This window comes from Pseudomonas glycinis, from assembly GCF_054871425.1.
Genome location: NZ_JBTYHF010000001.1, coordinates 252,060 through 278,698, shown reverse-complemented (window position 1 = coordinate 278,698; position 26,639 = coordinate 252,060). Strand labels below are relative to the sequence as shown.

General features: G+C 60.4%; 20 protein-coding genes. 15 read left to right on the top strand and 5 right to left on the bottom strand.

The genetic code is table 11. The features are described 5' to 3' along the window. Nucleotides 1–112 precede the first annotated feature (112 nt). Genes ACYSTU_RS01250 through ACYSTU_RS01240 form a run of 3 tightly spaced genes read right to left on the bottom strand, consistent with a single transcriptional unit; the run spans nucleotide 113 to nucleotide 5,071 of the window. Nucleotides 113–2,017, bottom strand: coding sequence for an ATP-binding protein (locus ACYSTU_RS01250; RefSeq protein WP_122603205.1), 1,905 nt, complete (start codon nucleotides 2,015–2,017; stop codon nucleotides 113–115). Continuing rightward, nucleotides 2,014–2,946 carry an ABC transporter substrate-binding protein gene (locus ACYSTU_RS01245; RefSeq protein WP_122691439.1) on the bottom strand — a complete coding sequence of 311 codons (933 nt, stop codon included), beginning with the start codon at nucleotides 2,944–2,946 and terminating at the stop codon, nucleotides 2,014–2,016. Before ACYSTU_RS01245 ends, ACYSTU_RS01250 begins: the two co-directional genes overlap by 4 nt. A 1-nt stretch (nucleotide 2,947) precedes the next feature. Beyond that, a complete protein-coding gene (locus ACYSTU_RS01240; RefSeq protein ID WP_498995239.1) occupies nucleotides 2,948–5,071 on the bottom strand; it encodes a TonB-dependent receptor plug domain-containing protein in 2,124 nt (707 codons plus the stop codon). Between the two features lie 197 nt (nucleotides 5,072–5,268). Between ACYSTU_RS01240 and ACYSTU_RS01235 the strand changes: the two genes are divergently transcribed. From ACYSTU_RS01235 to ACYSTU_RS01215, 5 genes are all read left to right on the top strand, one after another. Beyond that, nucleotides 5,269–6,294: an NAD(P)H-dependent glycerol-3-phosphate dehydrogenase gene (locus ACYSTU_RS01235; RefSeq protein WP_024013958.1), complete on the top strand. Its 1,026-nt coding sequence runs from the start codon at nucleotides 5,269–5,271 to the stop codon at nucleotides 6,292–6,294. A gap of 30 nt (nucleotides 6,295–6,324) precedes the next feature. After that, nucleotides 6,325–6,672, top strand: a complete 348-nt coding sequence (locus ACYSTU_RS01230) for a DUF4389 domain-containing protein (RefSeq protein ID WP_498995236.1) — start codon at nucleotides 6,325–6,327, stop codon at nucleotides 6,670–6,672. Beyond that, nucleotides 6,669–7,121 carry a phosphohistidine phosphatase SixA gene (sixA, locus tag ACYSTU_RS01225; RefSeq protein ID WP_024013956.1) on the top strand — a complete coding sequence of 151 codons (453 nt, stop codon included), beginning with the start codon at nucleotides 6,669–6,671 and terminating at the stop codon, nucleotides 7,119–7,121. The genes ACYSTU_RS01230 and sixA overlap by 4 nt, the downstream gene beginning before the upstream one ends. 203 nt (nucleotides 7,122–7,324) lie before the next feature. Next, nucleotides 7,325–8,980, top strand: coding sequence for an AMP-binding protein (locus ACYSTU_RS01220; protein WP_263217624.1), 1,656 nt, complete (start codon nucleotides 7,325–7,327; stop codon nucleotides 8,978–8,980). A gap of 31 nt (nucleotides 8,981–9,011) precedes the next feature. Further along, a complete protein-coding gene (locus tag ACYSTU_RS01215; protein WP_016773655.1) occupies nucleotides 9,012–9,455 on the top strand; it encodes a hotdog fold thioesterase in 444 nt (147 codons plus the stop codon). A 31-nt stretch (nucleotides 9,456–9,486) separates the two neighbouring features. On the opposite strand, the gene ACYSTU_RS01210 is transcribed toward ACYSTU_RS01215, so the two are convergent. Then, nucleotides 9,487–12,465, bottom strand: a complete 2,979-nt coding sequence (locus tag ACYSTU_RS01210) for an RHS repeat domain-containing protein (RefSeq protein ID WP_498995227.1) — start codon at nucleotides 12,463–12,465, stop codon at nucleotides 9,487–9,489. A 216-nt stretch (nucleotides 12,466–12,681) separates the two neighbouring features. On the opposite strand from ACYSTU_RS01210, the gene ACYSTU_RS01205 reads away from it, so the two are divergent. From ACYSTU_RS01205 to ACYSTU_RS01190, 4 genes are all read left to right on the top strand, one after another. Then, entirely contained in the window at nucleotides 12,682–13,488 is an 807-nt protein-coding gene (locus tag ACYSTU_RS01205) for an alpha/beta fold hydrolase (protein WP_122700221.1), read from the top strand. Next, a complete protein-coding gene (locus tag ACYSTU_RS01200) occupies nucleotides 13,485–14,339 on the top strand; it encodes an alpha/beta hydrolase (RefSeq protein ID WP_498995224.1) in 855 nt (284 codons plus the stop codon). Before ACYSTU_RS01205 ends, ACYSTU_RS01200 begins: the two co-directional genes overlap by 4 nt. A gap of 115 nt (nucleotides 14,340–14,454) precedes the next feature. Next, entirely contained in the window at nucleotides 14,455–15,261 is an 807-nt protein-coding gene (locus ACYSTU_RS01195; protein ID WP_122603212.1) for a DUF4892 domain-containing protein, read from the top strand. Between the two features lie 69 nt (nucleotides 15,262–15,330). Beyond that, the gene (locus tag ACYSTU_RS01190) at nucleotides 15,331–16,371 is read left to right on the top strand and encodes an AI-2E family transporter (RefSeq protein WP_016773659.1); all 1,041 of its coding nucleotides are present in this window, start codon (nucleotides 15,331–15,333) and stop codon (nucleotides 16,369–16,371) included. A 926-nt stretch (nucleotides 16,372–17,297) separates the two neighbouring features. On the opposite strand, the gene gltA is transcribed toward ACYSTU_RS01190, so the two are convergent. Continuing rightward, nucleotides 17,298–18,587 (bottom strand): citrate synthase, encoded by a 1,290-nt coding sequence (gene gltA / locus ACYSTU_RS01185; RefSeq protein WP_003222994.1) that lies wholly within the window; start codon nucleotides 18,585–18,587, stop codon nucleotides 17,298–17,300. Between the two features lie 363 nt (nucleotides 18,588–18,950). Between gltA and sdhC the strand changes: the two genes are divergently transcribed. The 6 genes from sdhC (at nucleotide 18,951) to odhB (ending at nucleotide 26,533) form a co-directional block, all read left to right on the top strand. Next, complete coding sequence (gene sdhC / locus ACYSTU_RS01180; protein WP_016773673.1) at nucleotides 18,951–19,325, top strand: succinate dehydrogenase, cytochrome b556 subunit; 375 nt, start codon at nucleotides 18,951–18,953, stop codon at nucleotides 19,323–19,325. Next, on the top strand, nucleotides 19,319–19,687 hold the full coding sequence (sdhD, locus tag ACYSTU_RS01175) for a succinate dehydrogenase, hydrophobic membrane anchor protein (RefSeq protein WP_008049683.1): 369 nt from the start codon (nucleotides 19,319–19,321) through the stop codon (nucleotides 19,685–19,687). The genes sdhC and sdhD overlap by 7 nt, the downstream gene beginning before the upstream one ends. Nucleotides 19,688–19,690: 3 nt before the next feature. Continuing rightward, nucleotides 19,691–21,463, top strand: coding sequence for a succinate dehydrogenase flavoprotein subunit (gene sdhA, locus ACYSTU_RS01170; protein ID WP_024012149.1), 1,773 nt, complete (start codon nucleotides 19,691–19,693; stop codon nucleotides 21,461–21,463). An 11-nt stretch (nucleotides 21,464–21,474) separates the two neighbouring features. Further along, on the top strand, nucleotides 21,475–22,179 hold the full coding sequence (locus ACYSTU_RS01165; RefSeq protein ID WP_016773675.1) for a succinate dehydrogenase iron-sulfur subunit: 705 nt from the start codon (nucleotides 21,475–21,477) through the stop codon (nucleotides 22,177–22,179). A 251-nt stretch (nucleotides 22,180–22,430) separates the two neighbouring features. After that, nucleotides 22,431–25,262 (top strand): 2-oxoglutarate dehydrogenase E1 component, encoded by a 2,832-nt coding sequence (locus tag ACYSTU_RS01160; protein ID WP_076566671.1) that lies wholly within the window; start codon nucleotides 22,431–22,433, stop codon nucleotides 25,260–25,262. 44 nt (nucleotides 25,263–25,306) lie between these two features. Continuing rightward, nucleotides 25,307–26,533: a 2-oxoglutarate dehydrogenase complex dihydrolipoyllysine-residue succinyltransferase gene (gene odhB / locus ACYSTU_RS01155; RefSeq protein ID WP_024012151.1), complete on the top strand. Its 1,227-nt coding sequence runs from the start codon at nucleotides 25,307–25,309 to the stop codon at nucleotides 26,531–26,533. The last annotated feature ends 106 nt before the right edge of the window (nucleotides 26,534–26,639 follow it).

Sequence of the window (26,639 nt, the reverse complement as noted above, 5' to 3'; positions counted from 1 at the left end):
TACACTTGTGCACTGAAATTTTTAATCAAGCCCCTTTTGGGGCTCGTTCGGGTGCCTAAGACTGCCGCACTTTCGCTTTTCACGCCAGTCGCAGATGGTCGAAAGGCCCACACTACGACACCCAGCGCTGCAAAATCTGCTGCAGGTCATTGCGTTTGAACGGCTTGGCCAGGTAATCGTTCATCCCCGCTGCCAGACAGGTTTCGCGATCGCCCTGCAATGCGTTGGCGGTCAGCGCGATGATCGGCACATCGCGGCGTCCGGGCAGGTCGCGGATCTGTCGCGTGGCCTCGTAGCCGTCGATGATCGGCAGCCGGCAGTCCATCAAAATCACTTCGAACTCGCTGCCCTCGGCACTGCGGACCGCCTGCGCGCCATCGGTCGCCACGCTGACGGCAAACCCGAGGCTGCGCAGCATCGCTTCGATCACGGTCTGGTTGACCGGATTGTCTTCGACCAGCAACACATGGCGTCCTTCGCCCTGACCACTACCGTTCAGGGTGCGCGGCGCGGCCAGCGCTGGCATTGCCTGCTTATAGAGCGCCAATGGAATTTCCAAAGTGAATACCGAACCGCGTCCTTCCTCACTCTGCGCGCGCAAGGTGCCGCCCATGCGTTCGGCCAGGGTTCGTGCGATCGGCAGACCAAGACCGGTGCCACCGTAGCGACGGGAGATCGAACTGTCGGCCTGCTGGAAGGCATTGAACATCAGCTCCAGACTCTCAGAAGAAATGCCGATGCCGCTGTCGCGCACCGAGCAGGTGAACCAGAGCAGTTCATGATCCAGCGATTGCCACTGCGCTTCGATGCTGACCCGGCCCTGCTCGGTGAACTTCAAGGCGTTGCCGACCAGATTGACCAGAATCTGCCGGATCCGTGTCGGATCGCCCTGCACCTGCAACCCGCGCATGTCGTCGGGAATACGCAGATTCAGCGCCAGGCCTCGCTGCACCGCGCTGTGCTGGAACGACTGCGCGCAGGCGCCGATCAGCTCGGCGAGATTGAACGGGATATGCTCAAGCTCCAGCTCCGAACGTTCGATTCGCGAGAAGTCGAGAATGTCGTTGATGACCTTGAGCAAATGCTCGGTGGACTCCGAAGCGAGCGCGGCGTATTCGACCTGCTCCTCGGTCATCTCGGTGGTTTCGAGCAATTGCAACATGCCCAGCACACCGTTCATGGGCGTGCGCAGTTCATGGCTCATCATCGCCAGGAAATCCGATTTAGCGTTGTTGGCCTTTTCTGCTTCCTCGCGGGTCTGGATCAGTTGCGCCATCGCCTGCTGCTGTTCGCGACTGGCCTGCTCCAGCGCCTGGGCGAGGTTATTGATGTGCTGCGACAGCGCACCCAATTCAGTGTCATCGACAATCGGCAGCGGGGTTTTGTAGTCGCCTTCCTGAATCGCTTTGACCGCATCGCCGATGTCGCGGATCGGCTGCGACAGACTGCCGGCCAGACGACGGGCGACGACAAAGGTGAAGAGCAGGGCGAACAGCGCGAGAACCCCGGCTTTGAACAGGATCTCCTGCTGGCGCTGACTGAAAGCATCGTTGGACAGGCCGACGATCACTCGCCCCAGATAATCCTCGCCGGCGGCGCTGTTGCTGACCTTGCCGTCCTGGAAGAAGTCGTTGTGCAAGGCGATCCGCTGCAAACGCACCGGCGCCTGGAACACTTCGACCTGATGCGGGCGGCTGTGGCTATCAGCCGGTTGTTCGACATACACCAGAATCCGGTTGGCGCTGTCCTGCACTTCGAGAAAGCGCACGTTGGGCGTGGCCAGTGTCGCCTTGAGCAGGCTTTCCAGCACTTCGTTGTTGCCGGAGATCACCCCGTATTCCGTGGCCGGGGCGAGTTGGTTGGCGATCAACTGGCCGGTGTGGTTCAGCTCCTGACGCAAGTCCTGGATGCGCACGAAGGTAAAGAAGCTGATCAACAGCAACGTCAGCAGCAGCGCCGGGCCGAGGCTGATCAGCTGCGTGCGGGTGTTGATGTCCCAACGGCGACGAAAACTCATGGGCGGCGCTCTCCTTCGGCCAAGGCACTGGCGACAGATGCTTCATTCAGCGGTTCGATGCCTAAGGAACGAGCCACCTGCGCATTACTTGAGACTTTGAAACGAGCGGGGTAAAGCGTTCGCGGCCATGCGCTGGTCGGCTGATCGAGCAAATGGTCGAGAATCGCCAGCCAGTCGCTCTGGTCGCTGTAGGTGCTGGCGAGGCTGCCCGCGCGAACGAATGCAATGTTGGGGCCGATCAGCGCGACCTGCCGTGAGTAGCTGCTGAGCAGGAGGTTTTTTGCCGTCTGCGAGTTGTACAGATCGGGATCGTCGAGGCCGAGCAAGACGTCGCTGCTTTTCAGCACCGCTTGCAGCGGACGGCTGTCATGAATGTTGTCCCAGCGCTGGCTGACAATCTCCAGATTCAACGGCCGCGCCGCCACGCGCAGTTCGTCGAGAAGAAACTCGCCGTGTTCATCGAACAGCACACCGACCCGCCGGGCCTGCGGCAGAATCCGCCGGATCAGTTGCAGTTGCCGGCTCAACGGTGGGTCGCTCCAGAGCAGGCTCAGGCGCGCCGGTTGGGTATCGGCGAAACGCTGGCGCGCCTGCAAGCGGCTGATGCGCAACACCAGCGTCGACGGGCCTTGTGAGTCTTGCAGACGCCAGTCGAGGCTGGGCAGGTCTAGGAGGATCAAGCGCAGACTGGCCGGCAGTTTGCCCGGTGCCGGCAAACTGGCCAGCGGCTGGAACCGCACATTGTCGGTCGGGCGCAGTTCACTCAGCGCTTGTACGAAGGCCTGCACGCCGGGGCTTTCCTCGGCGCCGGTCAACAGAATATCCGCCGCTTGCACCGCGACGCCGTGCAGCCACGCGGTCATGAACAGGCAGAGCCCGGCCAGCCAGTGGCCCAGGGTGGGCGTCTTCCGTGACGGGCCGGTGCGCATCCTAGAACTCCAGCTCGGCACTGAAATACATCACCCGGCGTTCGTCGTAATTGTTGTCGACGAAAGTATTCGGCTGATGGTCGAGGCGCTGCTGCAGCACGCCGGCCAATTGCAGCTGAGCTTTGCCAATGGCGATGCGTTTGGCGATGCGCGTGTCGACGCGTTCGAAGCGATAGCCGTTGAGCGCGTTGTCGCCGTAATAGAAGAGGGCGCTGTTCCAGCCATGGCCCCAATTGCGCAGCCAACCGGCGGAACCGCTGTTGCGCGAGGTGAACTGTTGGTCCAGCGGATTGCTCGCCTCGGCGTCGACGAAGGCGTAGGTCAAACGCAAGCGGTCGGCGCTGCTGAGGCGCCAGTCGAGTTGCGTTTCGGTGCCACGAAAGCGCGAGCTGTTGGCATTGCTGGCGATGTACTGGTTGTTGCGCAGCGGCTCGCTGATCATCCCGGTGATTTCGTCGTAGAACAGCTTCACGTCCACGGCCAGTCCGAGTTCGGCGAAGTAGCCGTTGTAGCCCAATTCCCGCGAGCGCATGTGTTCCTGATCGAGATCACCGGGGCCACGGGTCTTGACGAAATAGCGCGCCGACGACTGGCCGTAAGCCGAGGGTCGCAGGTTGCTGACCTGATAGCTCCAATTGACGTTGTTCTCGAACATGTCCGGCGAGCGGATCGCTTCCGAGTACACCGCGCGCAGGCCATGACGCGGGTTGATCAGGTAGTTGACCGCGAAGCGCGGGGTCAGCGAACTGCCGATCAGTTGCGTGTCTTCGAACATCGCCCCGCCCTGCACCAGCCAGTGCTCGGTAGCGCGCCATTCCAGTTGGCCGAAGGCGCGCCAGGTGGTGTCGTCGAGGGTGCCGTTGAAGTAGGTTTCGGAATCGGCGCGGTCGTAGCGGTAATTCAGGCCGCTGACCAGGCGCAGGCTGTCGGACAGGCTGAGGGTGTCCTGCAGCTCAAGGTCGTATCGCGATTCGCGGGCGCTCTGGTCGATATCGCCGCACAAGGTCTGGCTGGCGCCGTTGCGCCATTGCTCGAGCACTTGATTGGCCAGCGCCATTTCCTGCGGCGTGCCGGGTGCCGCGCCGGGGCCGGTGAACTGATTGATGTTGCGCGCCAGCCGTTCGGTGTAATTCGGGTTGAGCTGCCACAACTGCGCCAGCTCGGGGCTGAACGACACCTCGGCATCGCAGGCGCGCCAGACTTGCTGGCGATCCCAGTGCTGCGCCGAACCTTGCACATAAAGGCTGTGTTCGGGATTGATATCGAGGTTCCAGCGCACCGAACCGGCATAATCCTTGGCCACCACGTCGGAATTGTTCCCGGCGTCGGTAATCCCCGAGAACACCGGGCGGTAGGTATAAGGTCGCTGATTGCTGCCGTCCTTGGCGTTGAGCTGCCAGTCGAGGCTTTGATCTTCATTGAGATCATGGCTGACCGCCAAGCTGAGACGATTCAAGCGCCGACTGTCGCGATAATCGGCGCCGTTACGGTCGCTGTCGAAACCGTCGTCTTCCTGGCCGGACAGCGACAGGCGCAGATCACCGCCATCCCAACCGGTGCCTTGACTGGCATAAAAGTCGTTGATGCCACGCTGGCCACGGGTGATTTTCAGGCGCGTGCCATGGCTGTCGGCCGGGTGGCGGGTGATGATGTTGATCACCGCCATCAGCGCGTTGGCACCGTAGCTGACCGTGTTCGGGCCGCGAAACACCTCGATCCGCTCGATGTCTTCCATCGCTACCGGGATATCGCTCCAGTCCACCGTCGCGAGGCCGGCGCGGTACACCGAGCGGCCATCGATCAACACCTGCATGCGCCGTGCTTCGCTGGCGTTGGTGCCGTGGTAATTCACCGCCGGCTGATTGCCGTTGATGCTGCCAACCATCATCCCCGGCACCAGTCGCAGTAGCTCGCTGATGTCGCGGGCACCGCTGGCGCTGATCAGTTCGCTGTCGAGAACGGTCATGCTCCCCGGTACTTCGGCCGGGGTCTGCTTCAGCCGCGTGGCCGTGAGCACCTGCGGCAGCGTCTGGCTGTCGACGAACAGATCGTCCGCCAGCACCAGCGGGCTGAACAGCAGCGCCAGGAGCAGCGGCGAGCGCGGGGGAGGAGGGCCAGAAAACACGACACAGCCTGCAGAGAGAAGAATTGGCGCGCATGTTAACCGAGGGCGGCGACTTTTCCAGTGACGTTGCAGGCATTTTCCTAGGTTTTATTGGTCTTCTTCCTACAAATGTCGGTAATTGTTGCTGGGGCTGGCCGCCATCGGGTCGCCCCGTATAATGCCCGGCATCGCCACTGGTATGGATTAACGGATTGCATATGACTGAACAGCGCCCGATTGCGGTCCTGGGAGGCGGAAGTTTTGGTACCGCCGTGGCCAATCTGCTGGCCGAGAACGGCCATCAAGTCCTTCAGTGGATGCGTGACCCCGAGCAGGCCGAGGCCATCCGGGTCAATCGCGAAAACCCGCGTTATCTCAAAGGCATCAAGATTCTCCCGGGCGTGACTGCTGTCACCGACCTGCAAGCCACTCTCGATGCCTGCGATCTGTGCTTTGTCGCGCTGCCATCCAGCGCCTTGCGCACGGTACTCGCCGCCCACGCCGAGCGCTTGAGCGGCAAGATGCTGGTCAGCCTGACCAAAGGCATCGAAGCGCAGACCTTCAAGCTGATGAGCCAGATTCTCGAAGAGATCGCCCCGCAGGCGCGCATCGGCGTGTTGTCCGGGCCGAACCTGGCGCGGGAAATCGCCGAGCACGCACTGACCGCCACGGTGGTCGCCAGCGAAGACGAAGAGCTGTGCAAAGCGGTGCAAGCCGCCCTGCACGGTCGTACCTTCCGCGTTTACGCCAGCGCCGACCGTTTCGGTGTCGAGCTGGGCGGGGCGTTGAAAAACGTTTACGCGATCATCGCCGGCATGGCGGTGGCGCTGGAGATGGGCGAGAACACCAAGAGCATGCTGATCACTCGCGCCTTGGCCGAGATGACCCGCTTTGCGGTGAATCAGGGCGCCAACCCGATGACCTTCCTTGGTCTGGCCGGGGTCGGCGATCTGATCGTCACCTGTTCGTCACCCAAGAGCCGCAACTACCAGGTCGGCTTCGCCCTCGGTCAAGGCTTGAGCCTCGACGAAGCGGTGTCGCGTCTTGGCGAGGTCGCCGAAGGGGTCAACACCCTCAAGGTGCTCAAGGCCAAGTCCCAGGAAGTCGGCGTGTACATGCCGCTGGTCGCCGGGCTGCACGCGATCCTGTTCGAAGGACGCACGCTGGAGCAGGTGATCGGTCTACTGATGCGTGCCGAGCCGAAAACCGACGTCGACTTTATTTCCACCAGCGGTTTCAACTGATTCAGCTGTTACACGGACAGGAAGCAAGCCATGAACGATTCGAAAAGCGAAACCCAGTACGAATCCATCCTCCTGCGGGTGTTGTGGATGATCGTTTATCTGCTGGTCTGGCAAGTCGCGCAGTTCATCCTCGGCGCGGTGGTATTGGTGCAACTGATCTACCGCCTGATCTACGGCGCACCGAGCGCCAGCCTGATGAATTTCGGCGACAGCCTCAGCCAGTTCCTCGCGCAGATCGGCCGCTTCGGCACGTTCCACAGTGACCAGAAGCCCTGGCCGTTCGCCGACTGGCCAGCGCCGTGCACCCCGGAAGGGGAAGCGCCGCACACCGTCGCCCCGGCCGCGCATCCGGTGCGCGATGAGGAGCCCAAGCTATGAAACTGTGGGTATTGCGTCATGGTGAGGCGGTGCCTCACGGCTCGAAAATCGATTCCGAGCGCGAGCTGACCGAGCATGGTCGTAAAGAAGTCCTGCGCAGCGCGGGGCATCTGATCGGGCAGCCGCTGACGGCGATCTATGCCAGCCCTTATCTGCGCGCGCAGCAGACCGCGCAAATCGTGCGCGAGGCGCTGGGGTTCGAGCCGGAGATCCGTACGGTCGAGTGGCTGACGCCGGAGAGCGATCCGGACAAGGTGGCCGAGCAATTGGTGTCGGTGAGCAATGTGCTGCTGGTCAGCCACAACCCGTTGGTGGGCAATCTGCTCAGCTATCTGCAACACGGCGCCGGGCATCCGTCGGAGAAGGTCAGTACAGCGGGGCTGGCGGAGCTTGAGCACAGCGAGCTGCTGATTGGCTCGATGAAGCTCAACAGTCTCAAGCACCCTTAACGCCATATCCCTGTGGGAGCGAGCCTGCTCGCGAAGGCGGCGTGTCATTCACCCTTTTTGGGGCTGACATACTGCATTCGCGAGCAGGCTCGCTCCCACATTGATTTCTGCCAATCCGTGAAATTATTTGTTTGAAAATTCCAACCAAGCACTTGCTTGGTTGACTACGCTTGCTCCAGACCAAAAAAACAGGAGCGAGTCGCATGTCTGCCGCCTTCCGTTTGCCGCTGGACGTGTTCTACGAACGGGAAGCCCGGCACCCGCGCCAGCGCTTTCTGGTGCAGCCCATCGGCGGCGGTCAGGTCGAGACGCTGACGTGGGCCGATGTCGGCCATCAGGCCCGCTGCGCCGCGCACTGGCTACGCGCGCGGGAGTTGCCGCCCGGCAGCCATATCGCCCTGATCTCAAAAAATTGCGCGCACTGGATCATCGCCGACCTGGCGATCTGGATGGCCGGACATGTGTCGGTGCCGCTGTACCCCAATCTCACCGCTGAATCCGTTGCGCAAGTGCTGACTCACTCGGAAAGTGCGCTGGCGTTCATCGGTAAGCTCGATGATTGGGCAGGCATGGCGCAAGGCGTGCCGACGGGTTTGCCGACCATCAGCCTGCCGCTGCATCCGCCCGGCGAGTTCGATTACAGCTGGGCGGACCTGCAGAGCTGTTCGCCAATCCAGGACGATCCACGCCCCGCCGCCGAACAGTTGGCGACGATCATCTACACCTCCGGCACCACCGGCCTGCCCAAAGGCGTGATGCACAGTTTCGCCAATCTCGGTTTCGCCACCAGTCGCGGCACGCAGCTGTTCGGGCTCAACGAGAACGATCGGCTGCTGTCGTATCTACCGCTGTGCCACGTTGCCGAGCGCATGTTTGTCGAGTTGGCTTCGATCTATACCGGGCAGACCGTGTTCTTCGCCGAAAGCCTCGAGACTTTCATCACCGATCTGCAGCGCGCGCGGCCTACGGCAATGTTCGGCGTGCCGCGTATCTGGACCAAATTCCAGATGGGTGTTTACAGCAAGATTCCGGCGCAGCGCCTGGATTTTCTCCTCGGGCTGCCCTTCATCGGCAAGCGGGTCGGCCACAAAGTGCTGGCCGGGCTTGGCCTGGATGCCTTGCGCGTAGCGTTGTCGGGCGCCGCGCCGGTACCGCAGACCTTGCTCGCCTGGTATCAGAAACTTGGCCTCGATGTGCTGGAGGTGTACGGCATGACCGAGGGCTGCGGTTATTCGCATATCTGCCTGCCGGGGCGATACAAGCAAGGCTGGATTGGCCAGCCGTGCCCGGAAGTCGAGGTGCGCATCGATGAGGCCGGCGAAGTGCAGGTGCGCAGCCAGGCCAACATGCTCGGCTATTTCAAGGAACCGCAGAAAACTGCTGAGACGCTCACCGCAGACGGCTTTCTGCGCACCGGCGACAAGGGCGAGCAGGACAGCGAAGGGCGTCTGCGCCTGACCGGGCGGCTCAAGGAAATCTTCAAGACCAGCAAGGGCAAATACGTCGCACCCGCGCCGATCGAAAACCGCCTGGCGGTGCATTCGCGCATAGAACAAGTGTGCGTGGTCGGCGATGGCCTGAGTGCACCGCTGGGGTTGTGCGTGCTGTCCACCGTCAATCAGCAAGAGCCTCGTGCCAGTCTGCACGCGAGCCTGGAAAAGCTGCTGGAAGAGGTCAACGCCGCCCTCGACAAGCACGAACGCCTGCGCCGGCTGGTGGTGGTCAAGGACAACTGGGCGGTGGATAACGGCTTCCTCACGCCGACCCTGAAAATCAAACGCAACGTCATCGAAGACCGCTACGGCGCACGCTTCGAAGAATGGAGCGCGCGCAGCGAGGCGGTGCTGTGGCAGGATTGAGCATCGATTACAACAACAAAGGAAGTCTGCGATGAGCTTGTGGCGTACTACTCCCGACATCGAACAGTTGAACGCAATCCAGAAGAACACCATTGGCGAAGTGCTGGATATTCGCTTCGAAGCCTTCGACGAACAGTCGCTGACCGCGAGCATGGTCATCGACCATCGCACCCACCAGCCTTACGGCCTGCTGCATGGCGGCGCATCGGTGGTGCTGGCGGAAACCGTGGGTTCGATGGCCAGTTATCTGTGCATCGATGCCAGCAAGTTCTATTGCGTCGGCCTGGAGATCAACGCCAATCACTTGCGCGGTTTGCGCAGTGGGCGGGTGACGGCGGTGGCCACGCCGATCCATATCGGGCGCACCACGCATGTCTGGGACATCCGTTTGACCAGCGATGAAGGCAAGGCCAGTTGCGTATCGCGCCTGACCATGGCGGTGGTGCCGCTGGGGGAGCAGCCGCCGCTGCGCTGATGGTAGCGGTCGGACGGTGGCATCACCTCACTTAAAAGTTGAGTTGTGCTCGGGAGTATCGTCGCTGGCCCGGACTGGTCTCGCTAACGACGTAGTATTGGTCGACATCGGTCGGTGGGCTTTCGCGAACGATGCCGGCGCCGACCTCGTTTTTTTCAAGGTCCCAGAAGGTTGTGCCCAGCTCTGCGCTCAGGCCGGGCTTGGCGATCGTGACGAAGGTCGAGCGTATGTCCCCGACTGCGCTCACGACCGCACGGCTAACCGCCGTTCGGGTATGTACGTCCAGCGCGTCGTAGCCAGGGATCTGTGACACGGCCAGATTGGCGATCTGCCCCAGAGATAAAAAGAAATGACGGCTGCTGTAGCCGACCACCGCGTTCTCCTGATTGAAGCTCGGTTCACTGTCGCTCGAAGGCCTGGCTGGTGTTCCCCGCGCCCCTCTTACCGCTGAGGCAGCGGCAGCACTGGCAGCCGTGACTGCCGAGACGGAAAGAACCGACTGCAACACATTACCGGTTGCGTCGTTGCCAAACAGCACTGAGCCACCGAATCCGGTGGCGCCTGCTGCCAATCCTGCCCCAACCACGCTGGCCGCTCCCGTGAGCGGATCGACACGGCCCACAGCCGGGTTGCTCGGACCGGCATTGGCGAGATACTGCGCCGATATCTCACGAAACAGCGTACCGAAGGCGCTGCCGATCTGGCCCGCCGCTGCGGGATTGCCGCGTGGATCGAGCATGCCGAGCAGTGAAGGCGCGGCGCCCAAGGCTGCACCTATTACGGCACCACCGATTTTTGCAGCCAGAGGTCCCCAATCGGCCGGGGAACTGATGTGCATGGAACTTTGCGCCCAGTTGGCACCGGCATAGCCACTTATGCCACCCGTTACGGCGCCCGCCAACGCACCTCCAATGCCCACCGCAACGTTGGCCGGAGGCAGGACACCGACGAAGGCCGCTTGCGCGGCGGCGGCAAAAGCTGCGCTAACAAACTCGCGCGTGGCTGTCGCGCCCGCTGCCTTGGTGGTGTCCCATCCAGTCAGTCCCTGGCGGTCGACAAACCTGACGGGATTGCCGCGCACCATCAAGTACTGATTCATACCATCGGTGATACCCACCGGATCCGGGCTGATCCAGCGCATCAACCAAGGCGCATAGAAGCGTTGGCCATAGTAGTAAAGGCCGGTGGCATCGAGCTCCTGGCCTGCGTAGCGACAGGTCTTGTAGCGGGCCTGTACCTGATCCGGGCCTGCCCACCACGAGGTGCCGCCATAGGGGAAATAGTTCTCCTCGCAGATGGTGTTGCCCTGATCGTCGAGGACCAGCATGTTCGAGCCAAGATGGTTGCTGAACTGGTAGCGATATTGATCGGCAACCTTGTCTTTCTTGTCCCAGTGCAGGATTTCAACAGCACAACGTCCGGCCTGTACGGAAATGACGTGCAAGGTTTCATCGGCCCGATGGCGTACTTCCAGCCCTGGCAGGTAGCGCGTTTCATGCGATTGCGCGAGTGCTGGCGATTGGATGAGGCGTATTTTGCGCTGGCGCTGGCCCGCACCGTCATACACATAGCGTTCGCAGTCGTTTGTAGCGTCCTTGCGCATGACCTGATCGACCTGAAGCAATCGTCCGCCAGCACTCCAGCGCAAAAGCTGGCCGGGCTGGAGCATTTTCCGGTTGCCGTTGCTATCGAACCCGGCGGAAATCTCCAGCTCGTCGGGCAACGTGCCGCTGACAGTCTGTTCCAGGCCACGATTGCTGTATCTGGAAATCGCCGTGCGCTGCGTCCAGCTCTTGCTTGCGGCGCTGTGAACCAGGGCGATGAGGTTGCCGGCTGCATCATAGGTGTAGGCCTGGCGGTAGTTTTCGAGCTGCGCCGAATCTGGTGGAGAGCTGAAGACCGGCTCCTGGGGCCCATTGACCGTGCTGCTTCGTTGCCAACCCGTGGCACCAATCAATTGGTAGAGGCTGTCATAGATAAACGAGGAAACAGGATTGATGGTCTGGTTGCGAAAAAACCGCGTGGGCTGCGCCATGTCCTCGACACTGAGGATGTTGCCGACCGGATCGTAGCAATAGACCAGATGTTGCAGGGCGGGGCGCCCGTCCTTTTCGGCAATGATCTTCAGGAGTCGGCCGCTCTGTGGATCGTAGAGATTCTGGCTGATAACGCCGTTAGCGGCTGCCTGACGCAAAACCTGATTGCCCGCGTTGTACTGGATATCGTGCAATAACAGTCTGGGCTGCGAATCCTGCGCGACTTTGAGACTGATCTGGTTCAGTTGCCCGCCGACATCCAGATGGAGCTGTTTCTGATTGCCCATAACGTCTTGCTGGCTGATCGTTTCGTTCAACGCGTTGTAGCCGATATGGGTTGCGGCACCGCTCTCGCATTCATGCAGCAGGTCTCTCTCTGCCACGGCTTGCGGCCAGTCTGGCTCGTCGAGGTCGCTGAGGAAATGCCGTACACACCTGAGCTGTTCACCCGTGAGGGAATATTCAGGAAAAAATTCGCTGCCGGCACTATCGTCATGGCGAACAATTCGGCCGCATTGGTTGTGCGCTGCGCACGATGACGAGCTGCCGCCGTAACTGAAAAAGCCACTGTTTCTGGCGCTCATGCCCTGTACGTGTTCGACGATACTGACCGGGCGCAGCAGCAAATCATAGTCGGTCAACGTCTGCGTCATCAGCCCGTCCCAGGCGATGAGGCGTTGTCCTGCTGCGCCCGGCAATGTCAGGCGAAGCGCGCCATCGACGCTGTCGCTGGAGAGGGATACCCCTGTGAGGCTGGAAATCACGGTCAGGTTGGGGCGGGCGTCGGGTTCGCGCTGATGCAGCGCACCCAGGCGTGGATCGCAGGCTTCGGTCAATTGACCTGCAACGTTGTAGCGCTGGCGATAAATGCGCGGGTCGATCGGCCCACCGGCCGTTTCACGACAATAGGACACCGTGGCAACGTTCAGTCCTCGTGAATCCATCACGGCGAGTGTCGGCGTATGAGTGTGCATGACGCATCCCGAGTGTTGGACCTGATTCGTTTATCGGACAAGAGCGGCCAGCGGTCAACTGTCAGAAATTACAGGTGAGCGTAGATTGCGACGACCGGTTCAACGTCTGTATGGATAAAACGTCATCGCCACTATTCGTGGCCGTTACGGTCATTGCTGTCGACGCGGCTCTTGCGGACAATCAACGCCACGATTCCCGCTCATGGATTTGCCCGCATGTCGCAACCGATCTTTTTCGCCCACGCCAACGGCTTCCCTTCGGGGACCTATGGCAAGTTGTTCGCGGCGCTGGCGCCGGAGTATCGGGTCGTGCATCTGGAGCAGCACGCCCATGACCCGCGTTTTCCGGCGGACGACAACTGGTACAACCTGGTCGATGAACTGATCCATCACCTGGAGCAGCAGGAACAGCCGGTATGGGGCGTCGGCCACTCCTTTGGCGGTCTGCTGCACTTGCACGCGGCGTTGCGCTGTCCCGAGCTGTATCGCGGCGTGGTGATGCTCGACTCACCGGTGCTGACCCGCACCGATCAGTGGGTGATTCGCGCGGCCAAGCGCTTTGGTTTCATCGACCGGCTGACCCCGGCCGGACGCACCCTCGGGCGCCGTGAAGAGTTCGCCGATCTCGACAGTGCACGCAGTTACTTTTCCGGCAAAACCCTGTTTCGCGGCTTCGACCCGGAATGCTTCGATGCCTACCTGCAACATGGTTTGCATCAGGTCGACGACAAGCTGCGTCTGCGTTTTGACCCAGCCACGGAAATCAGCATTTATCGCGGCGTGCCGCACACCAGTCCGGGGCGCACCCGCCAGTTGCAGGTGCCGCTGGCCATCGTGCGCGGGCACAAGAGCCGCGTGGTCATGCGCCATCACACACGTTTCGTCTCGCGCCTGCCCCAGGGCGAGGCGCTGAGCATGCCTGGCGGGCACATGTTCCCGCTGGAGCGTCCGCAGGACACGGCTCGGCTGCTCAAGAATCTGTTCATGCGCTGGGAACAGCGGCAGAACAAGGATTGCGCATGAGCCCCACCTGCGAAGAAGTGCGCCTGAACCTGCCGCACATCGAATTGGCCGCGCATATGTTCGGCCCCGAGGACGGCCTGCCGGTGATCGCGTTGCACGGCTGGCTCGACAACGCCAACAGCTTCGCGCGGCTGGCGCCCAAGCTTGACGGCTTGCGCATCGTCGCGCTGGACATGGCCGGCCATGGTCATTCCGCGCATCGGCCGAACGGCGCCGGTTATGCCCTGTGGGACTACGCCCATGATGTGCTGCAAGTCGCCGAGCAACTGGGCTGGAAGCGTTTCGGCCTGCTCGGACATTCCATGGGCGCGATTGTCTCGATGGTGCTGGCCGGTTCGCTGCCTGAACGCATCAGCCATCTGGCGCTCATTGATGGCGTGATTCCTCCGACAGACAAAGGCGAAAACGCCGCCGAGCGCATGGGCATGGCCCTGCAGGCGCAACTTGATCTGCGCGAAAAACGCAAACCGGTCTATACCACCCTCGAGCGTGCCATCGAGGCGCGGATGAAAGGCCTGGTGGCAGTCAGTCGCGAGGCCGCCGAACTGTTGGCCCAGCGCGGTTTGATGCCGGTGCCCGGCGGTTACACCTGGCGCACCGACAATCGCCTGACCCTGCCATCGCCGCTGCGCCTGACGGAAGAACAGGCAATGGCGTTTGCCTCGCGCGTCAGTTGCCCGGCGCATCTGGTGGTCGCGGCGGATGGCATGCTGGCCAGGCATCCTGAGTTGCTGCAGCGTCTACCCTTCAGTCACGAACAGTTGCCGGGCGGGCATCATCTGCACCTGAATGACGAGGCTGGCGCAGGTCTTGTAGCAGACTGTTTCAATCGCTTTTTCGCCATGCCTTGACTTGCTACCGGCAACTGCCGAGGCTGGGCGGGTTGAAACAGGAGACAAACTTGATGGATTTCTATACCGCTGCGACCCCGACCCGCCCAGCCATGACCGTCCGGTGAGCCTGACTATGCGGCCACTCAGTCTTTTCGCGCTGTGCTGCTTCAGCTCCTTGTCCTTCGCTGCCGATGTGCCGGGCAGCCAGGATCTGCAAATCGTGCCGCGTCTGGCCGATGCTCAGATTGTCGACTATCGCCCGGCGGCCGAGCTGGAGCGCATCTACCCGCTGGGTTCGATCCGCAAGATCAGCGGCCAGTTGCGCTTCGACGGTCAGGTCACCGCCCGTGGCCAGACCACCTCGGTGACTTACGAGTTGCCGCCGGAACATTCCGCCACCGAAGCCTTTACCGCCGCCCGCGAAGCCCTGCAACAGCAGGACGCCGAATTGCTGTTCTGGTGCCAGGCCCGCGATTGCGGCGAAAGCAGCCTGTGGGCCAACGAAGTGTTCGGCAACGCCAAGCTGTATGGCTCTGACGAGCAACAGGCTTATCTGTTGCTCCGGCTGGCGGCGCCAAAGGACAACACGCTGGTGGCGCTCTACAGCATCACTCGCGGCAATCGCAAAGCCTATCTGCATGTCGAACAGTTCGAGGCGACTGCGCCGTTGGGCGAACTGCTGCCGACCTCGGCAACCCTGCTGCGCCAGTTGAAAAGCACCGGCGAGCTGGATTTCCCGAAACTCGCTGATGAGCCGGATGCCACCTGGCTGCGCCTGATTTCCCGTGGCCTGAATCTCGACACGACCTTGCGGGTCACGGTTTCCGGGCCCAAGGCCGAAGCCTGGCGGCAGGCGTTGATCACTCAGGGTGTGCGGGCGGCCCGGATGGAAACCGGCAATCTCGAAGGCTCTGGCCTACGCATCGACCTGTTGCGATAAGCTGTGCCGGGCGAGCACGCACGCGGTGTTCGCCTACTCTTTCGCTGACTGACTTTGCCGAGACTTCCCATGCTCAATAACGATCGCCTGCTGGTGCAGATTCTGCTGCTGGTGTTATTCGGTGCCAGCCTGTGGGTGATGGCGCCGTTTTGGTCGGCGCTGTTCTGGGGCGCGGTGCTGGCGTTCGCCAGTTGGCCGCTGATGCGTTTGTTGACCCGCGCGCTCAATGGCCGCGAATCGCTGGCTGCGTTGATCCTGACACTGGGCTGGATGTTGCTGGTGGCGGCGCCGCTGGTGTGGCTGGGTTTCAATCTTGCCGATCATGTGCGCGATGCCACGGCATTCATCAAGGATGTGCAGGTCGACGGCTTGCCGGAAGCGCCCACCTGGCTTGGCAGCGTGCCTTTGGTTGGTGAGCGACTGGTGGCGATGTGGGACAGCATCGATCAGCAGGGCGCGGCGTTGATGGTCTCGATCAAGCCGTATCTGGGCCAGGTCGGTAACTGGCTGCTGGCGCGCAGTGCGCAGATCGGCGGCGGGATTCTCGAGCTGACGCTGAGCCTGGTGTTCGTGTTCTTTTTCTACCGTGACGGGCCACGACTGGCGGCGTTTGTGCACAGTCTGCTGCAGCGCTTGATTGGCGATCGTGCCGGTTATTACATCGAATTGGTGGCGGGCACGGTGCAGCGGGTGGTCAACGGCGTGATTGGTACGGCGGCGGCGCAGGCGGTGCTGGCGTTGATCGGCTTTTTCATTGCCGGGGTGCCGGGGGCGCTGGTGCTGGGGATCGTCACGTTTATGCTGAGTCTGATTCCGATGGGGCCACCGCTGGTGTGGGTGCCGGCCACGGCTTGGCTGGTGTGGAAGGGTGAGTACGGGATGGCGATCTTTCTCGGGATCTGGGGGACGTTCATCATCAGTGGCGTGGACAATGTGCTCAAGCCGTATCTGATCAGCCGTGGCGGTAATCTGCCGTTGGTGATTGTGTTGCTCGGGGTGTTTGGCGGGTTGATTGCGTTTGGGTTTATCGGGTTGTTTATTGGGCCTACTTTGTTGGCGGTGGCTTATAGTCTTTTGACGGATTGGAGTAAGAGTCAGGCTCGGGTCTAGGGGGGGCTTGGCGGCCTTTGGGCCGACCAGGCTCTTGGGGTTTTGGGTGAATATCCGTTTCTGCGGGTGTTGCTGATTACGGTTCCGCCCTTACGGCGGGTCACCTTTTTCAAACGCCAAAAAGGTAACCCAAAAGGCTTGCTCCTGCGTTCGGCCCTCGCAGGCTCGGGTTCCTTCGCTGCGGGATCGATCCGGGCGCAGCGGCTACGGTTTGCTTCGCTGCACCTCCTTCCGCTGTGTCTGGCTGCGCCAGACGGTCGCTGCGCTCCCACGCCCGGATCAATCCCTCCACTCAGCCTTCCGACGTCGCCGGTGGATCAAGATCAAGAGCACTCGAGCTTGCGCTCATTGTTGAGTGGGGCGGCTTCGCCGCGGGCAGCTGCGCTGCTCTGCTTTCTGTGGGAGCGAGCCTGCTCGCGAAGGCGGCCTGACAGCCGACCTGTTTTTTGAGGGTGTATCCAATCCACCTGTAGGAGCTGCCGAAGGCTGCGATCTTTTGATCTGCTTTTGCTTTTGCTTTTGCTTTTGCTTTTGCTCTGGCTCTGGCTCTGGCTCTTGATCTTTTGCCCCTTCGGCAGGCTTCGTTACGGGATCGATCCGGGTGTGGGAGCGCAGCGACCGTACGACGCAGTCGTACACAGCGGAAGGAGGTGCAGCGAAGCAAACCGTAGCCGCTGCGCCCGGATCGGTCCCGTAACGAAGGAACCCCGAGCTTTAGCGAGCGGGCCGTACGCCGGGGCAAAGCCTTTTGGTTCCTTTTTGGCGTTTGAAAAAGGGACTCGCTGTAAGAGCGAAACCATAAGAAGCCGTTACCGCAGCAACGGATATGCTCCCAATCCGATGAACACCAACAGAAACAAAAACGGCCTCTATATAAGAGGCCGTTCCTGACACACCACTAAACCATCACAAAAAAAGAAAAACCCTTATTTGCGATCTTCCAGCTTGGTGATGTCACGCGACTCGTAACCGGTGTACAGCTGGCGCGGACGGCCAATCTTGTACGGGCTCGAGAGCATTTCCTTCCAGTGCGAAATCCAGCCGACAGTACGTGCCAGGGCGAAAATCACCGTGAACATGCTGGTTGGAATGCCGATCGCCTTGAGGATGATCCCCGAGTAGAAGTCGACGTTCGGGTACAGCGAGCGCTCGATGAAGTACGGGTCGGTCAACGCGATCTCTTCCAGGCGCATGGCCAGTTCGAGTTGCGGATCGTTGTTGATGCCCAGTTCCTTCAACACTTCGTCGCAGGTCTGCTTCATGACAGTCGCGCGAGGGTCGCGGTTCTTGTAGACGCGGTGACCGAAGCCCATCAACTTGAACGGATCGTTCTTGTCCTTGGCCTTGGCGATGAACTTGTCGATGTTCGACACATCGCCAATCTCGTCGAGCATGGTCAGCACGGCTTCGTTCGCACCGCCGTGGGCAGGGCCCCACAGTGCGGCGATACCGGCGGCGATACAGGCGAACGGGTTGGCACCCGAAGAGCCGGCCAGACGCACGGTGGAGGTCGAAGCGTTCTGCTCGTGGTCGGCGTGGAGGATGAAGATCCGGTCCATGGCCTTGGCGAGTACCGGGCTGATCGGTTTGATCTCGCACGGGGTGTTGAACATCATGTGCAGGAAGTTTTCCGCGTACGTCAGGTCGTTGCGCGGGTACATCATGGGTTGGCCCATGGAGTACTTGTAAACCATCGCTGCCAGGGTCGGCATCTTCGCAACCAGACGGATCGCGGAGATTTCGCGATGCTGCGGGTTATTGATGTCCAGGGAGTCGTGGTAGAAGGCCGAGAGGGCGCCGACTACACCGCACATGACGGCCATCGGGTGGGCGTCGCGACGGAAACCGTTGAAGAAGGTTTTCAGCTGCTCGTGAACCATGGTGTGGTTCTTCACGGTGCTGACGAACTGGGCCTTCTGTTCTGCGGTCGGCAGTTCGCCGTTGAGCAGCAGATAGCAGGTTTCCAGGTAGTCCGACTTTTCAGCCAGCTGTTCGATCGGGTAGCCGCGGTGCAACAAAATGCCGTTGTCGCCGTCGATATAGGTAATTTTCGATTCGCACGAAGCGGTCGACATGAAACCCGGGTCGAAAGTGAAGCGGCCCGTGGCCGTCAGGCCCCGAACATCGATTACATCGGGACCAACGGTGCCGGTTAAAATGGGCAGCTCGACGGGGGCTGCGCCCTCGATGATCAACTGCGCTTTTTTGTCAGCCATGTGGCCTCCTATTTATGCTTGAACCATCAGACAGACCCCCCACGCAGGGCCCGCACCACTATAGTGAGATAAATTCGAATGTCAATTTGCCTAAAGTCTTGCTCCAGAAGGCTTTAAGCCGACTTTTTCCTCGAAATTGCCTGCCATTTACGCCTTTTATGCAACTTGTGCAATCCGCTATTGGGGGTAGGTGAACGCGTTGTCATTAGTAGCCTAACTGTCTATACTCGGCCACCGACCGCCAAGGGCTTTTGGGCTTGCTTTCATTGGGGGTCGCATCCCTGGGTGGTGGTTACCTGACCAGTGCACTCCCCAACAACTTTGCCCTGATTGTTAGGGGCTCTTCAGTGTGAAAAAAAAGCCGTGAAAAGCCAACGACCTGTAAACCTAGACCTAAGGACCATCAAACTCCCAGTCACTGCTTACACGTCCATTCTTCACCGTATCTCCGGTGTCATCCTCTTCGTGTGCCTTGCCATCATGCTTTACGCATTGGACAAGTCGCTGAGCTCCGAGGAAGGCTTCGGTCAGGTGAAAGCGTGTCTGACCAGTCCGCTAGCCAAGCTAGTGATTTGGGGCATCCTGTCCGCTCTGCTGTATCACCTGGTAGCCGGTGTGCGCCACTTGATCATGGACATGGGCATCGGTGAGACGCTGGAAGGCGGCAAACTGGGCTCGAAAATCGTTATCGCCGTTTCCGTGGTGGTAATCGTTCTGGCAGGAGTCTGGATATGGTAACTAACGTCACTAACCTGTCGCGTTCGGGCCTCTATGACTGGATGGCACAGCGTGTGTCTGCGGTCGTTCTCGCGGCTTACTTCATCTTTCTGATCGGATACATCGTCGCCAACCCTGGCCTCGAGTATGCCCAGTGGCATGAACTGTTCGCTCACAACGGAATGCGTATTTTCAGCCTGCTGGCCCTTGTTGCTCTGGGCGCTCACGCCTGGGTCGGCATGTGGACCATCGCGACCGACTACCTGACGCCAATGGCGTTCGGCAAGTCCGCAACGGCGATACGTTTCCTTTTCCAGGCAGTATGCGGCGTTGCGATGTTCGCTTACTTCGTCTGGGGTGTGCAGATTCTCTGGGGTATCTGATTCATGGCTAACATTCCAACGATTTCTTTCGACGCCATCATTATTGGTGGTGGCGGTGCCGGCATGCGCGCTGCGCTGCAGCTGGCACAGGGCGGCCACAAGACTGCGGTGATCACCAAGGTTTTCCCGACCCGTTCGCACACTGTATCTGCGCAGGGCGGCATCACGTGCGCCATCGCTTCGGCCGACCCGAACGATGACTGGCGCTGGCACATGTACGATACCGTCAAGGGTTCCGACTACATCGGTGACCAGGACGCTATCGAATACATGTGTCAGGAAGGCCCGGCCGCTGTGTTCGAGCTGGACCACATGGGTCTGCCGTTCTCGCGTACCGAGCAAGGCCGCATCTATCAGCGTCCGTTCGGTGGCCAGTCCAAGGACTACGGCAAGGGCGGTCAGGCTGCACGTACTTGCGCTGCGTCCGACCGTACCGGTCACGCTCTGCTGCACACGCTTTATCAGGGCAACCTGAAAGCCGGCACCACTTTCCTCAACGAGTACTACGCTGTTGATCTGGTGAAAAACCAGGAAGGCGAATTCGTTGGTGTGATCGCGATCTGCATCGAAACCGGCGAAACCTCCTACATCCGTGCCAAGGCCACCGTTCTGGCGACTGGCGGTGCAGGCCGTATCTACGCGTCCACCACCAACGCCCTGATCAACACCGGTGACGGCGTCGGCATGGCTCTGCGTGCTGGCGTGCCGGTACAAGACATCGAAATGTGGCAGTTCCACCCGACCGGCATCGCCGGCGCCGGTGTACTGGTTACCGAAGGTTGCCGTGGTGAAGGTGGTTACCTGATCAACAAGCACGGCGAGCGTTTCATGGAGCGTTATGCTCCGAACGCGAAAGACCTTGCAGGTCGTGACGTGGTTGCCCGTTCGATGGTCAAGGAAATCATCGCCGGCAACGGTTGCGGTCCGAATGGCGACCACGTGATGCTCAAACTCGACCACCTGGGCGAGGAAGTGCTGCACAGCCGTCTGCCAGGCATTTGCGAACTGTCGAAGACTTTCGCCCACGTTGACCCGGTCGTTGCTCCGGTTCCGGTTGTGCCGACCTGCCACTACATGATGGGCGGCGTTGCCACCAACATTCATGGCCAGGCGATCACCCAGAACGCCGAAGGTCAGGACCAGATCATTCCTGGCCTGTTCGCGGTAGGCGAAGTGGCTTGCGTATCGGTACACGGTGCGAACCGTCTGGGCGGCAACTCGCTGCTCGACCTGGTGGTCTTCGGTCGCGCTGCCGGTCTGCACCTGGAAAAGGCGTTGACCGATGGCATCGAATACGACGACGCTACCGAGTCCGACATCGAAGCTGCACTGTCGCGTCTGAACGCGCTGAACAACCGTACCGACGGTGAAGACGTTGCCACCCTGCGTCGCGAGCTGCAAAGCTGCATGCAGAACTACTTCGGTGTATTCCGTACCGGCGAATACATGCAGAAGGGCATCGCTCAGCTGGCCGATCTGCGCAAGCGTATCGCCAACGTGAAGATCAACGACAAGTCGCAAGCGTTCAACACTGCACGTATCGAAGCGCTGGAACTGCAGAACCTGCTGGAAGTGGCTGAAGCTACCGCCATCGCGGCCGAAGTACGTAAAGAGTCCCGCGGCGCTCACGCCCGTGAAGACTTCGAAGACCGTGATGACGAAAACTGGCTGTGCCACACCCTGTACTTCCCGGGTGACAAGCGCGTCACCAAGCGTGCCGTGAACTTCTCGCCGAAGACTGTTCCGACTTTCGAACCTAAAGTCCGGACTTATTAAGGGTGACCGCCATGTTGCAAGTCAGTGTTTATCGCTACAACCCTGATCAGGACGCCGCGCCGTTCATGCAGGATTTCCAGGTCGATACCGGTGGTAAAGACCTGATGGTGCTGGACGTGCTGGCCCTGATCAAAGAGCAGGACGAAGGTTTCTCCTATCGTCGCTCCTGCCGTGAAGGCGTCTGCGGCTCCGACGGCATGAACATCAACGGCAAGAACGGTCTGGCCTGCATCACGCCGCTGTCTGCCGTTGTAAAAGGCAACAAACTGATCGTTCGTCCGCTGCCAGGTTTGCCGGTTATCCGTGACCTGGTCGTCGATATGAGCATCTTCTACAAGCAATACGAGAAGGTGAAGCCTTACCTGCAGAACGACACGCCGGCTCCGGCCATCGAGCGTCTGCAGTCGCCAGAAGAGCGCGAAAAGCTCGACGGTCTGTACGAGTGCATCCTGTGCGCCTGCTGCTCGACCTCTTGCCCGTCCTTCTGGTGGAACCCGGACAAGTTCCTGGGTCCTGCTGCGCTGCTGCAAGCCTACCGCTTCCTGGCAGACAGCCGCGACACCAAGACCAGCGAGCGTCTGGCTTCACTTGACGACCCGTTCAGCGTTTTCCGCTGCCGGGGCATCATGAACTGCGTCAACGTATGTCCGAAAGGCCTGAACCCGACTAAGGCCATCGGTCACATCCGTAACATGCTGCTTTCGAGCGGCGTGTGATTCAGCTGCTGTAACCGTTGCACCGTAGAGGCTGTGGCGCGGGCTTCAACCCGCGTCATGGCTATAACCAGAGCCGTAGCCATAAGCTGCAGCTCTTCTTTTGAAGAAATGAGACAAGCAGGGGCATCCGGGCTGGTACCCGGACTATCAGTGTGATCCTAGGTGGCTTGTTTTAGTCGCTGCATTCGGACTTCTGCAAGTTTGCTCGGTGTCGACACCGATGGTGTTCCCCTAACCGAGGGTGACCAAGCATGCAAGAAAGCGTGATGCAGCGCATGTGGAACAGCGCCTACCTTTCAGGTGGAAACGCTGCCTATGTGGAAGAGCTTTATGAGCTCTACCTGCACGACCCTAACGCTGTGCCAGAAGAGTGGCGCACCTACTTTCAGAAGTTGCCAGCCGACGGCAACTCTGCCACTGATGTTTCGCACTCGACGATTCGCGATCATTTCGTGCTGCTGGCAAAGAACCAGCGCCGCGCCCAACCGGTTTCCGCCGGCAGCGTGAGCAGTGAGCACGAGAAGAAGCAAGTTGAAGTGCTGCGATTGATCCAGGCCTACCGTATGCGTGGCCACCAGGCAGCCCAGCTTGACCCGCTGGGGCTGTGGCAGCGTCCTGCACCTGCAGACCTGTCGATCAATCATTACGGCTTGACCAATGCCGATCTTGATACGACCTTCCGTGCCGGCGACCTGTTCATCGGCAAAGAGGAAGCGAGCCTACGCGAAATTCACGAAGCGTTGCAGCAGACATATTGCCGCACCATCGGCGCTGAATTCACGCACATCACCGATTCCGAGCAGCGCCAGTGGTTCCAGCAGCGTCTGGAAAGCGTGCGTGGTCGTCCGACGTACTCCGCCGACATCAAGAGCCACCTGCTTGAGCGCGTGACTGCCGGTGAAGGCCTGGAAAAATACCTGGGCACCAAATACCCGGGCACCAAGCGTTTCGGTCTGGAAGGCGGCGAAAGCCTGATTCCGATGCTCGACGAACTGATCCAGCGTTCCGGCTCGTACGGCACCAAGGAAGTCGTCATCGGCATGGCCCACCGTGGCCGTCTGAACGTGCTGGTCAATACCTTCGGCAAGAACCCGCGCGAGCTGTTCGACGAGTTCGAAGGCAAGAAGAAGGTCGAGCTCGGTTCCGGTGACGTCAAATACCACCAGGGCTTCTCGTCCAACGTGATGACCACCGGCGGTGAAGTTCACCTGGCCATGGCGTTCAACCCGTCCCACCTGGAAATCGTTTCCCCGGTGGTTGAAGGTTCGGTGCGCGCCCGTCAGGACCGTCGCAACGACCTGACCGGTGAGAAGGTACTGCCGATCTCCATCCACGGTGACGCGGCATTCGCCGGTCAGGGCGTGGTCATGGAAACCTTCCAGATGTCGCAGACCCGCGGTTTCAAGACCGGCGGTACCGTGCACATCGTGATCAACAACCAGGTTGGTTTCACCATCAGCAACCCGCTGGACTCGCGTTCCACCGAGTACGCCACCGACGTTGCCAAGATGATCCAGGCGCCGATCCTCCATGTGAATGGTGATGATCCGGAAGCCGTGCTGTTCGTGACCCAACTGGCCATCGACTACCGCATGCAGTTCAAGCGTGACGTGGTGATCGATCTGGTCTGCTACCGTCGTCGCGGCCACAACGAGGCCGACGAGCCAAGCGGCACCCAGCCACTGATGTATCAGCAGATCACCAAGCAGCGCACCACCCGTGAGCTGTACGCCGATCGCCTGACCCAGGCCGGTGTGCTCGACGCTGAACGTGTTCAGGCCAAGGTCGACGAATACCGCAACGCGCTGGACAACGGTCTGCACGTGGTGAAATCGCTGGTCAAAGAGCCGAACAAAGAGCTGTTCGTCGACTGGCGTCCGTACCTGGGCCACGCCTGGACCGCGCGTCACGACACGCGTTTCGATCTCAAGACCCTGCAAGAACTGTCCGCCAAGCTGCTGGAAATTCCGGAAGGCTTCGTCGTTCAGCGTCAGGTCGCGAAGATCTACGAAGACCGTCAGAAGATGCAAGCCGGCGGCCTGCCGATCAACTGGGGTTACGCCGAAACCATGGCGTACGCGACCCTGGCGTTCGAAGGTCACCCGATACGCATGACCGGTCAGGACATCGGCCGCGGTACGTTCTCGCACCGTCACGCTGTGTTGCACAACCAGAAAGACGCGGGCACCTACATCCCGCTGCAGAACCTGTACGAAGGTCAGCCACGTTTCGACCTGTACGACTCGTTCCTCTCGGAAGAAGCGGTACTGGCATTCGAATACGGTTACTCGACCACCACGCCAAACGCGCTGGTGATCTGGGAAGCCCAGTTCGGCGACTTCGCCAACGGTGCTCAGGTCGTGATCGACCAGTTCATCACCAGCGGCGAGCACAAGTGGGGCCGTCTCTGCGGTCTGACCATGCTGTTGCCACACGGTTACGAAGGTCAGGGCCCTGAGCACAGCTCGGCTCGTCTTGAGCGATACCTGCAGCTGTGCGCCGAGCACAACATTCAGGTGTGCATGCCGACCACGCCAGCGCAGATCTACCACTTGCTGCGTCGTCAGGTGATCCGTCCGCTGCGCAAGCCGCTGGTCGTGCTGACGCCGAAGTCGCTGCTGCGCCACAAGCTGGCCATCTCGACACTGGAAGATCTGGCCGAAGGTTCGTTCCAGACCGTGATCCCGGAAATCGACGCACTGGACCCGAAAAAGGTCGAGCGCGTGGTTCTGTGCAGCGGCAAGGTCTACTACGACCTGCTGGAAAAACGCCGTGCCGAAGGCCGCGAAGATATCGCCATCGTGCGTATCGAGCAGCTGTATCCGTTCCCTGAGGACGACTTGAAAGAAGTCCTGGCTCCGTACACCAACGTCAAACACGCCGTTTGGTGTCAGGAAGAGCCGATGAACCAGGGTGCCTGGTACTGCAGCCAGCATCACTTGCGTCGCAGCATCGCCAACCTCGACAAGACTCTCGTACTTGAGTACGCGGGCCGTGAGGCTTCGGCTGCGCCAGCTTGTGGTTACGCATCGATGCACGCCGAGCAGCAGGAAAAACTGCTGCAAGATGCTTTCACTGTTTAACGCCTTTGCGCTGACTGAAACCGAATTTTAAGGACCCACAGATAATGGCTATCGAAATCAAAGCCCCGTCATTCCCGGAATCGGTTGCCGATGGCACCGTTGCCACCTGGCACAAGAAACCAGGTGAGGCCGTCAAGCGTGACGACCTGATCGTCGACATCGAAACCGACAAAGTCGTGCTCGAAGTGTTGGCTGAAGCTGACGGCGTGCTGGGCGCAATCGTTGCCGAAGAGGGCGCTACCGTTCTGTCGAACCAGGTCCTGGGCTCGATCGAAGAGGGCGGCGCTGCTGCTGCCGCTCCTGCCGCCGCTGCTGCTCCGGCTGCTACTGCCGCTGCCGCACCAGCTGCTGCCGATGGCGAAGATGACCCGATCGCAGCTCCTGCCGCTCGCAAGCTGGCTGAAGAGAACGGCATCAACATCGCTTCCGTTGCCGGCACCGGCAAGGGCGGTCGTGTGACCAAGGAAGACGTGGTAGCAGCAGTTGCTGCGAAGAAAGCCGCTCCGGCTGCCGCGCCTGCCAAGGCTGCTGCTCCTTCGGCTGCTGCGCCTGTGTTCGCTGCTGGCGACCGCATCGAGAAGCGCGTACCGATGACTCGCGTACGTGCCACCGTGGCCAAGCGTCTGGTTGAAGCCCAGTCGAACATGGCGATGCTGACCACGTTCAACGAAGTCGACATGACCGAAGTCATGGCCCTGCGTTCGAAGTACAAGGACCTGTTCGAGAAGTCCCACAACGGCGTACGCCTGGGCTTCATGTCGTTCTTCGTGAAAGCGGCCACCGAAGCGCTGAAACGCTTCCCGGCCGTCAACGCGTCGATCGACGGCGGCGACATCGTTTACCACGGCTATGCGGACATCGGCGTTGCCGTTTCCAGCGACCGTGGCCTGGTGGTACCGGTTCTGCGTAACGCCGAGCTGATGAGCCTGGCTGAAATCGAAGGCGGCATCGCAACATTTGGCAAGAAAGCCCGTGACGGCAAACTGTCGATGGACGAGATGACCGGTGGTACCTTCACCATCACCAACGGTGGTACCTTCGGTTCGATGATGTCGACACCGATCGTCAACCCGCCGCAGGCAGCGATTCTGGGCATGCACAACATCATCCAGCGTCCGATGGCCATCAACGGTCAGGTCGTGATCCGTCCGATGATGTACCTGGCTCTGTCCTACGATCACCGCCTGATCGATGGCAAAGAAGCTGTGACCTTCCTGGTGACCATCAAGAACCTGCTGGAAGATCCGGCTCGTCTGTTGCTGGATATCTAAAAAGCAGCTGCAAGCTTTCAGCTACAAGCCTCAAGCTCAAGGCGAGCGGGTGGGCTTGCAGCTTGAAGCTTGCGGCTTGTAGCTTTATTGCTAAAGAGGATTTTTT